The 15,269-nt window shown below is 44.0% G+C and carries 11 protein-coding genes, 1 tRNA gene and 2 pseudogenes; 6 read left to right on the plus strand and 8 right to left on the minus strand.

Annotated features, from left to right (window positions below):
• Together FC814_RS23450 and FC814_RS06940 are read left to right on the plus strand one after the other, a co-directional pair.
• Window positions 1-61, plus strand: a 61-nt coding sequence (locus tag FC814_RS23450; protein ID WP_071528444.1) for an IS1 family transposase, incomplete at its 5' end; no start/stop codon positions are given.
• Window positions 62-77: 16 nt separating this feature from the next.
• A pseudogene (locus FC814_RS06940) lies at window positions 78-1,574 on the plus strand (sigma-54 interaction domain-containing protein); the annotation flags it as partial.
• A 39-nt stretch (window positions 1,575-1,613) separates the two neighbouring features.
• Here FC814_RS06940 and xdhC read toward each other — a convergent pair.
• Genes xdhC through xdhA form a run of 3 tightly spaced genes read right to left on the minus strand, consistent with a single transcriptional unit; the run spans window position 1,614 to window position 5,276 of the window.
• Complete coding sequence (gene xdhC, locus FC814_RS06945; protein ID WP_137325707.1) at window positions 1,614-2,093, minus strand: xanthine dehydrogenase iron sulfur-binding subunit XdhC; 480 nt, start codon at window positions 2,091-2,093, stop codon at window positions 1,614-1,616.
• Window positions 2,090-2,968, minus strand: coding sequence for a xanthine dehydrogenase FAD-binding subunit XdhB (gene xdhB / locus FC814_RS06950; protein ID WP_137325708.1), 879 nt, complete (start codon window positions 2,966-2,968; stop codon window positions 2,090-2,092). The genes xdhC and xdhB overlap by 4 nt, the downstream gene beginning before the upstream one ends.
• Window positions 2,969-2,978: 10 nt before the next feature.
• Window positions 2,979-5,276: a xanthine dehydrogenase molybdenum-binding subunit XdhA gene (gene xdhA, locus FC814_RS06955; protein WP_137325709.1), complete on the minus strand. Its 2,298-nt coding sequence runs from the start codon at window positions 5,274-5,276 to the stop codon at window positions 2,979-2,981.
• A 389-nt stretch (window positions 5,277-5,665) separates the two neighbouring features.
• Between xdhA and actS the strand changes: the two genes are divergently transcribed.
• Both actS and FC814_RS06965 read left to right on the plus strand, forming a co-directional pair.
• Complete coding sequence (actS, locus tag FC814_RS06960) at window positions 5,666-6,421, plus strand: amidase activator ActS (RefSeq protein WP_137325710.1); 756 nt, start codon at window positions 5,666-5,668, stop codon at window positions 6,419-6,421.
• Between the two features lie 78 nt (window positions 6,422-6,499).
• Window positions 6,500-6,573, plus strand: a tRNA-Gly gene (locus tag FC814_RS06965).
• Between the two features lie 181 nt (window positions 6,574-6,754).
• Here the strand turns inward: FC814_RS06965 and FC814_RS06970 are convergent.
• The 5 genes and pseudogenes from FC814_RS06970 to FC814_RS06990 form a co-directional block, all read right to left on the minus strand.
• Window positions 6,755-8,160, minus strand: a pseudogene (locus FC814_RS06970) (winged helix-turn-helix domain-containing protein).
• 611 nt (window positions 8,161-8,771) lie between these two features.
• Window positions 8,772-9,254: a hypothetical protein gene (locus tag FC814_RS06975; RefSeq protein WP_085461117.1), complete on the minus strand. Its 483-nt coding sequence runs from the start codon at window positions 9,252-9,254 to the stop codon at window positions 8,772-8,774.
• On the minus strand, window positions 9,241-10,056 hold the full coding sequence (locus FC814_RS06980) for a transcriptional regulator (protein WP_137325711.1): 816 nt from the start codon (window positions 10,054-10,056) through the stop codon (window positions 9,241-9,243). Before FC814_RS06980 ends, FC814_RS06975 begins: the two co-directional genes overlap by 14 nt.
• A gap of 332 nt (window positions 10,057-10,388) precedes the next feature.
• Window positions 10,389-11,021, minus strand: a complete 633-nt coding sequence (locus FC814_RS06985) for a helix-turn-helix transcriptional regulator (protein ID WP_137325712.1) — start codon at window positions 11,019-11,021, stop codon at window positions 10,389-10,391.
• 458 nt (window positions 11,022-11,479) lie between these two features.
• Window positions 11,480-12,709: an amino acid permease gene (locus FC814_RS06990; protein WP_137325713.1), complete on the minus strand. Its 1,230-nt coding sequence runs from the start codon at window positions 12,707-12,709 to the stop codon at window positions 11,480-11,482.
• Between the two features lie 256 nt (window positions 12,710-12,965).
• Here FC814_RS06990 and FC814_RS06995 point away from each other — a divergent pair, with 256 nt between their 5' ends.
• Window positions 12,966-14,147 carry an acetyl-CoA C-acetyltransferase gene (locus tag FC814_RS06995; protein ID WP_000656049.1) on the plus strand — a complete coding sequence of 394 codons (1,182 nt, stop codon included), beginning with the start codon at window positions 12,966-12,968 and terminating at the stop codon, window positions 14,145-14,147.
• 284 nt (window positions 14,148-14,431) lie between these two features.
• Complete coding sequence (gene kduI, locus FC814_RS07005; RefSeq protein WP_000383255.1) at window positions 14,432-15,268, plus strand: 5-dehydro-4-deoxy-D-glucuronate isomerase; 837 nt, start codon at window positions 14,432-14,434, stop codon at window positions 15,266-15,268.
• Window position 15,269: the final 1 nt, after the last annotated feature.

Raw genomic sequence — 15,269 nt, forward strand, 5'->3', positions numbered from 1 at the left:
ATCGGTGGAGCTGCATGACAAAGTCATCGGGCATTATCTGAACATAAAACACTATCAATAAGTTGGAGTCATTACCTGAAAAGGCATTCCTGGGCACGCCCGTTATTCTGCAGGATCGTTGTGTCGGAGTGATAAGTTTGATTGCTGTTACTCATGAGCAACAAGAACATATCAGTGATAATTTACGCGAATTTTCAGATTACGTTCGCCATATATCTACTATTTTTGTCTCGAAACTTCTGGAAGATCAGGGGCCAGGAGATAATATAAGTAAAATATTCGCTACCATGATCGATAATATGGATCAGGGAGTGTTAGTTATTGATGAAGACAATCGTATTCAGTTTGTTAACCAGACTGCATTAAAAACTCTTGGTGTTGCTCAAAATAATATGGTTGGGAAACCTATTCGTTTCAGACCATTAACATTTGAGAGTAATTTTACTCATGGACATATGCAACATATCGTTTCGTGGGATGATAAAAGTGAATTAATCATTGGTCAGTTGCATAACATCCAGGGACGACAGTTATTTTTGATGGCGTTTCACCAGTCACATACCAGTTTTTCTGTGGCGAACGTTTCTGATGAACCGCATATTGAACAATTAGTGGGTGAATGCCGGGTTATGCGGCAATTAAAACGACTCATTAGCCGTATCGCGCCCAGCCCATCCAGCGTAATGGTGGTCGGGGAAAGTGGCACCGGTAAAGAAGTTGTCGCTCGTGCAATCCATAAGTTGAGTGGAAGACGGAATAAACCCTTTATTGCTATCAACTGTGCCGCGATCCCGGAGCAGCTTCTGGAAAGTGAGCTGTTCGGTTATGTCAAAGGCGCTTTTACGGGGGCTTCTGCCAACGGAAAAACAGGGCTGATTCAGGCGGCGAATACGGGCACGCTGTTTCTCGATGAAATTGGCGATATGCCATTAATGTTGCAGGCAAAATTGTTACGAGCTATTGAGGCGCGTGAAATTCTGCCGATTGGTGCCAGCAGCCCAATACAGGTCGACATTCGCATCATTTCTGCAACTAACCAGAATTTGGCTCAGTTTATTGCTGAAGGTAAGTTTCGTGAGGATCTCTTCTATCGCCTGAATGTTATTCCGATAACGTTGCCGCCTTTGCGTGAACGTCAGGAAGATATTGAACTGCTGGTGCATTACTTTTTACATCTGCATACCCGTCGTCTGGGGTCGGTTTATCCTGGCATTGCTCCTGATGTTGTTGAGTTGCTGCGTAAGCATTATTGGCCTGGAAACCTGCGAGAGCTAAGCAATTTGATGGAATATCTGGTCAACGTTGTTCCTTCAGGTGAAGTCATTGACAGCACACTCCTGCCGCCCAATCTGGTAAATAACGGCGTGACAGAGCAAAGTGAGAGCCCAGAAGCCAGCGAAGCACATTTGGCACTTGATGATGCTGGTGGTACGGCGCTGGAGGAGATGGAAAAACAGATGATCCGCGAGGCGCTTTCACGTCATAACAGCAAGAAGCAAGTCGCTGATGAACTGGGCATCGGCATTGCTACGCTCTATCGTAAGATTAAAAAATATGAATTGTTAAGCGCGTAATCGCCGTAAATCCGGCCAGCATTCAGGCCGGATTTCGTTTTACTTCGTTTCCTCGCAGTCCAGCACTGTATTCACAACCATCTGATAACCGGTGCAGCGACAAAGATTTCCCGCCAGGACGCGACGAATTTCCGTAATAGTTAATGGTTTCTCGCGTGGTTTTGCCAGCATTGCCGTGGTGGCCATAATCAACCCGGGCGTACAAAAGCCACACTGTACCGCGCCTGATTTCGCATAAGCCTGTTGTACATGAGAAAGTTTGCCGCCTTTTGCTTCGCCTTCCAGTGTGCGGATCTCTTTTCCTTCAGCCCAGGTGGCAAGGTATAAGCAGCTATCTATCGCGGTGCCATCAACCAGCACAGTACACGCGCCGCATTCTCCAACGCAGCATCCTTGTTTGACGCTAAGTAATCCTTGTTCACGGAGCAGTTCTGAAAGCGGCATACCCGGCGCGGCGCGGAGCTGAAAAGGCATTCCGTTAATGACGCATTCAATGGTAATTGTTTCGCTGTGGTTCATTGCAGTTTTCCCCCTGCCGCAGCGACGGCTTCGCTAATGACTTTTTTGGTCATCGTCTGGATAAGATGCAGACGAAACTCTTTACTCGCACGCCATGAGGAACGCGGGGCGACGTCTTGCAGGACAGACTCGCTGATGGCTTCCAGCGTTTGCAGGTTCAGTGGCGCGTTTTGTGCAGCCTGTTCAGCATGTTGGCAGCGAATCGGCGTTGGAGCGGCAACACCAAATGCCAGGCGTAATTCACTGAAACTTCCATTATCCAGCCGACAATGTGCGGCGCAGCCAATCGTTGAAATATCCATCGCGTCGCGCATGGCATATTTAAAATGCGCGCTACCAGCATGTTCTTTCGGTTGCGGCGGAAAATGAAAGGCGACAAGGATTTCGTCATGCTCAAGAGATACTTTGCCCGGCCCGGTGTGAAAGCCATTTATCGGGACAAAACGAACTCCTCGCGGTGAGTGGATCTCCAGCTTCGCGTCATAAATCAGCGTTGGCGTGGCGGAATCTGCGCTGGTGGCACCGTTGCAAATATTTCCACCGTAGGTAGCGACATTACGGATCTGTGGCCCGGCAATTGACGAAGCCGCAGCACATAACGCCGGAAGATGACGCTGGGTTAACGGATCTTCAATGAGCTGAGTAAATGTCGTCGCGGAGCCGATTCGCAGCGCGCCGTTTTCCTCCAGCGTAATCCCCCGAAGCTCCGCCAGATTGTGGATATCAACAATATGGCGATAACGGTCATTGTGATGGTGGAGCTGAATCAGTACGTCAGTGCCACCGGCGAGCAGTTTTGCCTGCGGATTGTGGGTCAGCAGGTTGATGGCATCGGCAATGGTGGTCGCGCGATGGTAAGAAGCAAAATCAAACATGATGTTATCCTCAAATCAATCCTGCCAGATGGAACTCTTCGTATAACCGTTTTGGCGTCAGCGGCAGTGTATTGATTGCAACACCGGTAGCCATCTTCACCGCGTTACGAATAGCTGCGGCAACAGGAATGATCGGAGGCTCACCCAGTGACTTATGTCCGTATGCGGATTGCGGTTCATTGATTTCGACGAATGCGCTTTCCAGTTGTGGCAGATCTGGCATGGTCGGCATTTTGTAATCCAGCAGATTTGGGTTACGTACCACACCGCTTTTCGCGTCGATGATCATCTCTTCAAATAGCGCCCAGCCAATGCCCATTCCCATCCCGCCGTGTACCTGGCCTTCTGCCAGCAGCGGATTAAGAATATGCCCCGAATCATGAACATTGAGGATGCGGTTGATAGTGACTTTGCACAGCGCGATATCGACCGTCAGATCAACAAAGGTACAGCCAAACGCTGGTGGGTTCGTGGTGGTTTTGATGGAGCTTTCTGCAGAAAGCTGTCCGCCACGCTCGGGATGATAAAACGCATCCATTGCCAGATCTTTTAATGACAACAATGGCTCTTCCGGTCTTTCAACCAGCACGATATGGCCTTTTATCAAGGTTAGATTCATCGCTGACTGATGTAGCATGACTGCGGCGTGAGCGATGATTTTCTCTTTCAACAGCAACGCCGCACTGCGCAACGCTGGCGCGGCAACATAGCTCTGCCGTGACGCAAACGCACCGGGGTCGAAGGGGGTAACGTCGGTGTCTTGTGTCGAAATTACGCGGACATCGCTGACCGGGACACCCACGGTTTCCGCCACCATTTGCGAGAACACGGTGTCGGCACCCTGACCGATTTCCGTCGCACCGCTTTGTACGTTGATGGTTCCATCCTGATTCATCAACAGGCGTGCGCCAGCGATTTCTACACCAACAGGCCAGGTGTTAGAGGTGTAGCTAAAACAGGCAACGCCAACGCCTCGCCGTAAATTGCCTTGCTGGTTCTGGCACTCTGCACGGCGTTTTTCCCATTCAAAGATTTCTCGTCCTTTTTCCAGACACTCTGGTAATCCGGCGCTGTAAATACGCTTGCCCGTGAGTGGATTTGCATCGCCTTCACGAGCGGCATTACGTAAACGAATTTCTACTGGGTCTAGTTCCAGCGCGATAGCGGCGTCATCCAGCATTGATTTGACAGCAAAAACGACTTGCGGTGCACCATAACCGCGCATCGCGCCAGCCGAGGGCAGATTGGTATAGCAGGTCTTTGAACTGTAAGCGTAAGCACAACGAGGATAAAGGTAAGCGACTTTATTACCGCCTGCGGAAGCGATGGAGTGACCGTGAGAGGCGTAAGCGCCGGTGTTGGACAGAACATCCAGACTATAACCTTTCAACGTACCATCACGGTTCACGCCCATTTGCCCATCAATGGTAAAGGCGTGGCGGGTTCGGGTTGCGAGAAAACACTCTTCACGGCTAAGGGAAACTTTCACCGGAATACCACCGAGTTTGCTGGTCAGGAATGCCGCCATTGGCTCTTCCAGCACATCCTGTTTATTACCAAAACCGCCACCGACAAACGGTTTGATGACTCGCACACATGACCAGGGAATATCCAGCGCCTGACCGACAACGCGGCGAACAATGTGCGGGATCTGCGTACTGGAGACGATGGTAATTCGCGAGTCATCCTCCATCCATGCCAGTGAGGTCACACTTTCCATATGGCAATGCTGAATGACCGGTGTCTGATAATGCCCCTCGATCTGGTAATCTGCCGCATCGATTGTTTGCTGGACATTGCCTGTCGACATCATGCTTTGTTTAAGTAAATTGCCGCCGTTATGGATTGGTGCTGCGTCTTCTGCCAGTGCCGCTTCTGGCGTGGTGATAACGGGTAATTCTTGCCACTCAATGCTGACTAGTTGCGCCGCTTTTTCTGCCGTGAGCTCATCGCGGGCTACGACGATGGCAACAGCATCACCATGATGACGAACATGGCGGGTTAACAGTGCGCGATCAGCGGTATCGCGTTTATTTTCGTCAAGCGTCCATGCATGTCCTGCCGTCGCGAATGGGATATTCGGTACATCTTCCCAGGTAAAAATCGCCAGTACGCCCGGCAGGCTTCTGGCTTTTTCATCGTTAATATTTACGGCATAACCATGTGCGATAGGGCTACGTACATATTTTGCGTAACACATGCCTGCCATAACATAATCATCTGTATATCGTGCCCGCCCGGTAACCTTAGCAATGGCATCTACGCGCATACATGATTCACCTGTAGCGGTTGCTTCCCGCGCTTCCATAGAAATCCCCTTGATTTGAACATTTGGTTCTTATGGCAATGATTTAGTCTTTGCAGGCAAGAATTACGCCAGAAACGACTATAAACATGGTGGGAGGAGGGAAGTGTGATGTTGTTAATAAAACGCCAGGGATGATGCGTTTTTATCAGCAAAGAAAGAGAGGGCAGTGTATCAATATGAGTGTGATAAAAATCATTGTGATAAATGAATATTAGGCGACACTCAGGGGGCTCTCTTTTTCGTTATGACGATGTGCAAATGGGGGATCGCTATCCTAATGGATTCATTCACAATTCTTGATTTGTACATCCATTTTCCGAGCAATGGATTGGGTATCTGACAGGTGGCTGCTATGATATAGCGTCTTGTTTTTTGAGCGAGGAAAGATTTTGAGCGCAGGACGCCCGAATAAAAAAACGCTGGGTATCGTGATGCTGTTATCGGCAGGGCTGCTTCTGGCGGGCTGTTCTGGTAGCAAATCATCAGACACAGGAACGTATTCCGGCTCCGTTTACACCGTGAAACGGGGGGATACGCTTTATCGTATTTCACGCACCACGGGAACAAGCGTAAAAGAACTTGCCCGACTCAACGGCATTTCTCCACCCTATACCATCGAAGTTGGTCAAAAGTTGAAGCTTGGTGGGGCGAAAAGTAACCGCAGTTCGCGAAAATATACAGCCAAATCAACGACGAAAACAGCGTCAGTCACTCCACCGCCAGTGGTTCCGAAATCTTCATGGCCACCCGTCGGACAACGCTGCTGGATATGGCCAGCGAGTGGAAAAGTTATCATGCCTTACTCAATGGCGGATGGCGGCAATAAAGGGATTGATATTGCTGCAGTGCGCGGGACACCAATATATGCAGCTGGCGCCGGCAAGGTTGTGTATGTCGGTAACCAATTACGTGGCTACGGTAATCTCATCATGATTAAACACAGTGAAGATTACATCACTGCCTACGCTCATAACGACACGATGCTGGTAAACAATGGGCAAAATGTTAAGGCTGGGCAAAAGATAGCGACGATGGGCAGTACGGATGCTGAATCCGTGCGGTTACATTTCCAGATTCGTTACCGTGCTACGGCGATTGATCCTTTGCGCTACTTGCCGCCACAGGGCAGCAAACCAAAGTGCTGATGGTGAATTAATCAGCAGTCAGTAGCAAGGCACTTGCTAAGAAGAGCGTAAGGTTTATAATGCCTTACGCATCTCAAAGCGGGCGTAGTTCAATGGTAGAACGAGAGCTTCCCAAGCTCTATACGAGGGTTCGATTCCCTTCGCCCGCTCCAGTTTTTATATCCTCATTTATTTTTCTTTTTTATCGAAACGTTCCATTCTTTTAATGTACTCACATCAGGTATGGCTGAATCAAATAACAACAATCAAAGATAAGTAGAACTTGAGTGCTCCTCGACATCGGCAGTCATAAACGAGTTTGCATTCGTTATACCAGTCGAGGATTATCACGACTCAAGCTACTGCATATTGACTGTTAAAATCGATACTATTGTTCGTTTTTGTCAATTGCTTTAACTTTTGGATGTTATTAATAATAACCAAATGACATTCGTTCTCTGTTCCTTGATAAACGTGTGTACATTTTTTATTCTGCGTTGCAGAAATATATGCATTAATACATTTTTTTATTACTACAGCTTTATGTATATTAGGCTCAAGTAACAGTGCTTGATCTATACAAGCAATTGCATCATCAATTCTATCGTTATATATATTTACCAGTGTTCGATAATAGTATAAGGCGGCGATATCTAATATTTGTGTCTGCGCATATTCAAAAAAAATACGTGATGTCGTTGCTTGTCCGGAAAGGCCGGTTATCAATCCCATGATCCCTAAAATCTTTCCATCACAAATAGTTTTATCTGACACCTTATCTATAAATGCTAATGCTTTTTGAGTTGCATCTTTATGCTCGTTCATACCATGAAGAGCCAGGGATATATAGCATTCAGCCAACAGGCAATGACACTCATTTATTAGAGACGGAATATTGTATTTTTTTTCAGGTGTTCAAATATTGTTATTGCTTTGACAATACTTTCAGGTGTGAACTCATTCAGTGCGTTTTTTCCGTTAGACATTTCTTTTGATAAAATATTGTCATTAAAAGAATCGCGTTGACTGATCATTTCCTGCGCGGCTTTAGGTTTCTTCATAGCCAGATTCAAGTTACTGATTATAAATTGTGATACTTTTTGTATATCATCCGCTTGCAGATGTGTGCTGGCAACAAGATAAAAGCTTTTTGCATCGATCACCTCTACATATAAGCTATTTGATGCTCCATGTTGGCTAATTCTTCCAGTTATAAAATAATCTGGTTTGAATCTGGCCAGAAAAGCTGTTTGAGATTTATTATCTATACAATACTGGGTTGCCGCCAGTGGGTATATGTAAAGGGCATCATCTTTTTGGTTTGAAATAAGTTGTACAAGATCCTGATTTAGTTTTAATGGATCATGATGACTGTGGGATGTTATAAATGGAAATAAAGCAACAGCACTACCTGCTTTATTATTTTGGTTCCCTTTTATCTTGAAAACTTGCCCACTGAATCGATACCCTTTTCTGTATATAGTTTCTATACAGCGAGTATAGCCGATGCGTTCAAAAATACATCTTAATGAATATATACACCGTGTAAGGGATTCGTCACTTACAATTACATTTTTCCACACGGACTCGATGATCATATCTTTTGATACAACGTTGCCAGATGATTCAAGCAATACAAATAATACGCCAAGCTCTTTCGGAGGTATGTAAGACTGCTCATTCCCTTTTGTAAGAATACCATCTTCTGTAAGTATTATTCCATCAGAAAAATGATATGAAAACTTAATTTCTAAATCCATTAGCTAACCCCTGTGAAATTTATGGTTATTTGCGTCCTGAATGAGTAATAAATATAACTAATATTCATATATGTTTTATTAAACTGTATATGATTTTGTATATATAAAATTCCATGACTGTTTGAATTAATTTATCCAGGATTGTTTCGAATGTAACCTGAAATATCCTTAATTAATGCTTTTTAATCATGTTTATACATAACTTGTTGAAAGACAACAATAAACTTACACGTCTTTCATTCCTTAACTGAGTGCTAATTTTGATTTAAGATAAGAGAAAATACCCAAGTGATAGCTATGTATCGAGTTCGAACCTTGTTTGTGAACGTTATAGTAACAATAGCTTTCTCTGCAGTTTATTATGTATAAAATATATATTTGTTGCTTTTTACACAATCATGTATATCACTTCTACAATGGAGTATTCTCGCTGAGGATATTTCTTCAAATTAATACCGGCAATGTATTAATTTGAAGAGTGAGCATTATAATGAGAGAAGGGGGATGCATTGCTAATATTTTTAGAGAGTGGAAGGTTGCTGTATAGATGGCATAGTTATAAAATTATAGAAATATTACATGTGTTATTTTTATTTCAACCGTATCAGGGGTTATCTTGCACAGTACATGATGGCTCTGTTACTAATGTTAAAAAGAAAACCGCGATTACCTTGTGTTTGTATATTATAGCTTATCATTTTTCCTGAAAAGACATAGAAGTCAGGAAGAAGTAGTGCCAGTTTATCATCCTCAACTTGATCAATAATATCGAATTTATTTATTTTATTGGAGGTGAGATGCAAGGTGTTATAATTTTCAGTCCATGTGTATTCAATATCACGTCGAATTGCTTTATAAGCCTTTGTATTTTGTTTCCATGTGCCGCTCAGTGCAACAATACCTGTCTTTTTGTTTTGGTTATACATAAAGTCAAGGGTGAGATTGGCTTGTCCCTGGTCATTAAAAATAACCCAGTTAGCTGTACATTTTTCATTGTATGCGATTTTCTCTTTAGAATAATTATAGGTAATAAAAAACACAAATCCACTAATAAAACATAAAATAAGTATCAGGCTTTTTTTATAACGAGTCACGATTAACCCCACGATAAGACAAAGTTAAACAGCCTGTAACTTCGTTATTTCTATGGCTTTTTTTGCAGGCCATAACAATCAAACCCGGAAACGACCTGGCAAGGGGAAAATATAACCATGGATATTTTTTGCAGTCAATTCCTGTCTCTAATATATGGTTTTTATATTTATCGAAATCTTTCAGACCATCGATGCTATCTTCTGTAACATTAAAATGACAACCATTTATTTCTGCAACAGTCCGGTAATCTCTAAAGAATGGTTTGGGTTGGTTATTATTCCATAGTAAAAATGCGGTAAGCAAACCCACACCAAATGCACTTAACATTGGTAAATAAAATTTAGAGCGCGAGAGTCTGTTCCTGACATGATTATCTGGAGCAGCATTTATCTCTTTAACCTCATCTGTAACGTTCAAATTGAGAGGAGAGTTATGCTTTTGAACATCTATTGAAGAGGGTGGGGTATGATTTTCTATGTTGATATCGTTATTGAGCTTGAACCCTTTTCTCGGCACGGTTGCAATAAGCGAATGAGTCGTATCACCAACCGCGCGAAACCCACGCCTGATAATCGATATGTTTTGGTATAACGTGTTGACCGGTACACGCATACCTTCTTCTTCCCAGACTCTGGAGAAAAAGTTCTGCTGGGCGACCACATCTGGAAAAGCTTCGAGTAGCAACGATAAACACCTGCTTGCGGGCGTTGTCAGAACAACGTTCAATTCGGCGTCATGTACCGAAATTAATTTCTTGTGTTCCGGCCAGAACTCAATATTATTGTTAATAATCCAGTACATAGGTCAATAAAACACAGCATTAAGAAAATTGAAATGAGATAGTTTGGTAAGTATATTAGTATTTACCTAATAAATATATATTAATTTTATATTCACTACGACAATTATAATTGCAATATATTAATGCAACTTAAAACACCATGTGTATTAACATATTTAACGCTTATAACGTCTACTTCCCGGGCTTTTTCGCTCATGAATTTTTGAAATGGCACACAAAATTCACATAATTAAACTAAAAATTAACAAGCGGAATTGGAAGCTCATCTTATAAAACACGGGCATCATTATAAATGCCCGTATATATAATTATTATTGTCGATAGTTACGTTTCAATGCTGAACTGAGTTCGAACGTATAAATAATTCGTTTATTTTACCACCCATCCTTTTTTCAATTCTTTGCTTGTAGGCGTAGATGCTACGGATATCCATGTCGAGAGTGTCTGCAATTTGATATGGATTATAGCCAGATACCATATGCCCCATTATGGTGAACTCCATTTGAGTCAATGTATTGCCTCTGGTAAATGACAGGTAACGACCAATAAACAGCTGCCTGATCTTCTCGTTAGCAACATCCAGTCCATCATCATTATATATAATAGCTGATATTGCGGGATTGTGTTTTCTCCAGTAATTAGCAAGAGATTGCATATTCCTGTCGCTTATCAACACAATTCCCATTTCCGTACTTGCAAGATACTCAATCCAGCCTTTATCCAGAAAAAGACGTAAAAAACTTACTGAAAAATCTACAAAAATATATCCACTTAATCGAGCATTGTGATTTTTACTTAATATGCCTTCAACCACACCACGATTAAAATACGAACTATCTTCGGGCCACATACAAAAACAGGCGTTTGCACAATACTGCAAGCGCGGTGACTTTTCTGGCATTATTTGGCAATGCATTGAGCAACTATTGCATGTAAGACTTTTATATCTACTACAAAGTCTCATGTTAATAACCTCCCTATTCATAGATAATCGCATAATTTCATTGGTTATTGATGATGTCAATACGCTCTGATTTAATAAGCTTTTAATGGGGATTTGCGTTTAATCTGTATTTGATATTATTCTCAATAAGATATTTAAGAATACATCATTAAGTTTTAAATATGGCTGGATTTCACTCGGTTAACCATGTTGGGCTTATTGCAAATCAGATAAGTGCCTAACGCATTAGGAATATCTATACTGCAAATTGTTTTCGAATAACCAGACGATATCGTGTAAATCTAAGTGATGCATCTTAAATAGTCTTATTTAAGATGTTCAGATTTTTACTGAGGATAACAGCTTGATATTGTTTGTTTATGCTATAGATGGTCAGGAGGGTGATTAATGGTGGAGAGGCATTGTAAGAACTGGAATGGTTCAAAATAAGGACTATTTTGAACCATTCACATCAGCGATTAACTAAAGAACATTACCGATACGCACAGGATACCCACGATCAACGTAATTAGATTTCCGATGGAACGCCAGGGTTTAAGGGCAGGAATGAGATACGTAGACAGTGTTGGCATGATAAAAAGAATCATGGCAATGAGCGGACCACTGATCGCGTAAATCATCGAAATTGCGTTAGGGTTGATGCAGCAGACAATGAAAGTAATCAGCGATACCAACATAATTGACAGCGCGCGGTTAAATGCTCGGCTTTTTTTAACTCCCGCCTGCTGTAACGTGGTTTTGACTAATTCCGTCGCACCTTCAATAACGCCAAAGTAGGTGCCTAAAAATGATTTAGACATGGCAACTACCGCGACAATAATCCCGGAAATTGACAACCACGCAGGGGCATTTGGCAGCATAGATAGTGCCGATAAAATGGTGACGCCTTCCTCTTTTGCCGCCTCAATATATGAAGGTGGAATTGATAACAGGCAGCTAAAGACGAAGAACAGCACGCTCACGCAGATGATGAGATAAGCGACCTTCATAATTTTTTTGCATTTATCCATAGCGTGTTCGCCGTATTTTTCTCGTCTGTCGATAGCAAACGTAGAAATAATCGGAGTATGGCTAAAGGCGAAAACCATCACGGGAATCGATATCCATATCTGGTGAAGGGTATTCTGATTGAACTCTACCTGGGTTGTTAATAAAGAAGGCTGCCAGCTACCGATCAGGTAGATGGAAAGAAATAAGAAGTAGGCAATCAGCGGGAAAACCAAAAATCCCATTACCCGAATTGTGGCGTGACGCCCCATCAGAAAAATAAGATTCAGGATTAACACAACGCCAAGACTCACCAGCATACGGATGCGTAGATCAATGACCATATGCTTCGCCAGCTGTTCAGTGAGTGAGTTGGTGATTGCCACTGCGTATATCAACACCACGACAAAAAAGGCAATGAAGTACAGAGTGGTAATCAGATTACCGATCTTTTTGCCATAGTAGTGAGTTACCGCGCCAGTGATCCCTTCGCCTGCCGATGTTTTTGAAGAAAGGATGAACTGGCATAAGGCTTTATGTGGCCAATATGTTAAAGGCCAGGCGACCAGTGCAGTAATAAACAGAACCACCGCTCCTGCTGAACCTAATTGAATAGGAAGGAAGAGCGTGCCTGCGCCAACGGCTGTGCCGTAGAGTGCGAAGCTCCAGAGAGTTTCTTCTTTTGACCAAATTTTAGACATTATTTGAACGTATCATCTACAAATTAAACAAAATGGAGGGCAATTTACCATAAACCAGGCCAGTCATGGGAGATTAACGCTATATCAACCTCTGGATTGGTGTGTAAGTAGATGCAAACCTTGCGTGCCAGCCAGATATCACCCTTCCTCCTTCCGGTAAATTTCCTTTGTGATAAAAATCACTTTTTTTAAACATTTTGGATAATTGGAATTAACAATCATTTACTATTGCGCTGTTAATTCGTGCGAGGTTGTGATGAAAGATGTTGTGATTGTCGGTGCGTTACGGACACCTATTGGCTGCTTTCGTGGAGCGTTGGCTGGTCATTCTGCGGTGGAACTAGGCAGCCTGGTCGTGAAAGCATTATTAGAGCGCACCGGCGTTGCTGCACATGCGGTGGATGAAGTGATTCTTGGACAGGTTCTGACTGCCGGGGCAGGGCAGAATCCAGCACGGCAATCGGCTATTAAAGGTGGTCTTCCCAACAGCGTTTCGGCAATTACCATTAATGATGTTTGTGGTTCCGGGCTAAAAGCTCTGCATCTTGCTACTCAGGCGATTCAGTGTGGTGAGGCTGATATTGTTATTGCCGGTGGTCAGGAAAATATGAGTCGTGCGCCACATGTTTTGACTGATAGCCGCACCGGAGCACAGCTTGGCGATAGCCAATTGGTTGATAGCCTGGTGCATGATGGCTTGTGGGATGCATTCAATGATTACCATATTGGTGTCACTGCCGAAAATCTGGCGCGCGAATATGGTATCAGTCGTCAATTACAAGATGCCTACGCACTTAGCTCACAACAGAAAGCGCGGGCGGCCATTGATGCCGGACGATTCAAAGATGAGATCGTCCCGGTCAGAACGCAAAGCAATGGGCAGTTACTGATTGTTGATACCGATGAGCAGCCGCGTACCGATGCCAGTGCCGAAGGGCTGGCTAGTTTAAATCCGTCATTTGATAGTCACGGTTCTGTTACCGCAGGAAATGCCTCATCCATCAATGATGGCGCGGCTGCGGTAATGATGATGAGCGAAGCCAAAGCACATGCGTTGAATTTACCCGTACTGGCACGTATTCGCGCCTTTGCCAGCGTTGGTGTTGATCCTGCGCTGATGGGCATTGCTCCTGTGTATGCGACTCGCCGTTGCCTGGAGCGTGTAGGCTGGCAGTTGGCTGATGTCGATCTTATTGAGGCTAATGAAGCATTTGCCGCGCAGGCGCTTTCTGTTGGCAAGATGCTTGAATGGGATGAACGCCGGGTCAATGTCAATGGCGGCGCGATTGCATTGGGTCATCCGATTGGCGCCTCTGGCTGTCGCATTTTGGTTTCTTTGGTTCATGAAATGGTGAAACGCAACGCTCGTAAAGGATTGGCTACACTCTGTATTGGTGGTGGTCAGGGCGTGGCATTAACTATTGAGCGTGACGATTAGATCTGTATTTCTTCCTTATCCGTTAAACCTCTACCGCCATCAAGCTGCTTTATAATGATGGCTGGCACGTCTATGCATGTCCCATATAGAACCTGACTTTTTCCTTTCCCCTGCTTATTCGTGATCGATACTACACTTTTTACAATCGTCACCTTAAAAATGAAACAATGTTTTATTTTTAATTGAAAAGAGCACATCACGGGCTTATCATCCTTCAATAGAAAAACGAAACGATGTTTCATAATCGTTCTGGTTTCACACTTCAATGATTATCGGAGGTTGATGTGGACGTAAGACAAAGCATCCATAGCGCGCACGCGAAAACACTGGATACCCAAGGGCTGCGCAATGAATTTTTGGTTGAAAAGGTATTCGTCGCGGATGAGTACACCATGGTTTACAGCCACATTGACCGTATTATTGTTGGCGGCATTATGCCGGTAACTAAAACGGTTTCCGTTGGCGGGGAGGTTGGTAAGCAACTGGGCGTAAGCTACTTCCTTGAACGTCGCGAGCTAGGGGTTATCAATATTGGCGGAACCGGTACGATTACCGTCGATGGTCAATGCTACGAAATCGGTCACCGCGACGCCCTCTATGTTGGTAAAGGTGCAAAAGAAGTTGTTTTTGCCAGCATTGATAGTGCCACTCCGGCGAAGTTTTATTACAACTGCGCACCTGCTCACACGACGTATCCCACGAAAAAAGTCACGCCATCTGAAGTGTCTCCGGTTACGCTGGGCGATAATCTCACCAGTAACCGCCGCACGATTAACAAATACTTTGTGCCGGATGTGCTGGAAACCTGCCAGTTGAGTATGGGGCTGACAGAACTGGCACCGGGAAACCTGTGGAATACCATGCCGTGCCACACCCACGAGCGCCGGATGGAAGTTTACTTCTATTTCAACATGGACGATGACGCCTGCGTTTTCCACATGATGGGGCAGCCGCAAGAAACGCGTCACATTGTGATGCATAACGAACAGGCGGTGATTTCCCCAAGCTGGTCTATCCATTCAGGTGTAGGAACCAGGGCTTATACCTTTATCTGGGGCATGGTCGGTGAAAACCAGGTCTTTGATGATATGGACCACGTTGCCATTAAAGATCTGCGCTAGC

This window comes from Escherichia sp. MR, assembly GCF_005280595.1.
GTDB lineage: Bacteria > Pseudomonadota > Gammaproteobacteria > Enterobacterales > Enterobacteriaceae > Escherichia > Escherichia ruysiae.

Excerpts from the sequence above, each read along its gene's own strand:
- xdhB (WP_137325708.1), bottom strand. The coding sequence starts at position 2,968 with ATGTTTGATTTTGCTTCTTACCATCGCGCGACCACCATTGCCGATGCC.
- FC814_RS06995 (WP_000656049.1), top strand. The coding sequence starts at position 12,966 with ATGAAAGATGTTGTGATTGTCGGTGCGTTACGGACACCTATTGGCTGC.
- xdhA (WP_137325709.1), bottom strand. The coding sequence starts at position 5,276 with ATGGAAGCGCGGGAAGCAACCGCTACAGGTGAATCATGTATGCGCGTA.
- xdhC (WP_137325707.1), bottom strand. The coding sequence starts at position 2,093 with ATGAACCACAGCGAAACAATTACCATTGAATGCGTCATTAACGGAATG.
- FC814_RS06980 (WP_137325711.1), bottom strand. The coding sequence starts at position 10,056 with ATGTACTGGATTATTAACAATAATATTGAGTTCTGGCCGGAACACAAG.
- FC814_RS06990 (WP_137325713.1), bottom strand. The coding sequence starts at position 12,709 with ATGTCTAAAATTTGGTCAAAAGAAGAAACTCTCTGGAGCTTCGCACTC.
- FC814_RS06985 (WP_137325712.1), bottom strand. The coding sequence starts at position 11,021 with ATGAGACTTTGTAGTAGATATAAAAGTCTTACATGCAATAGTTGCTCA.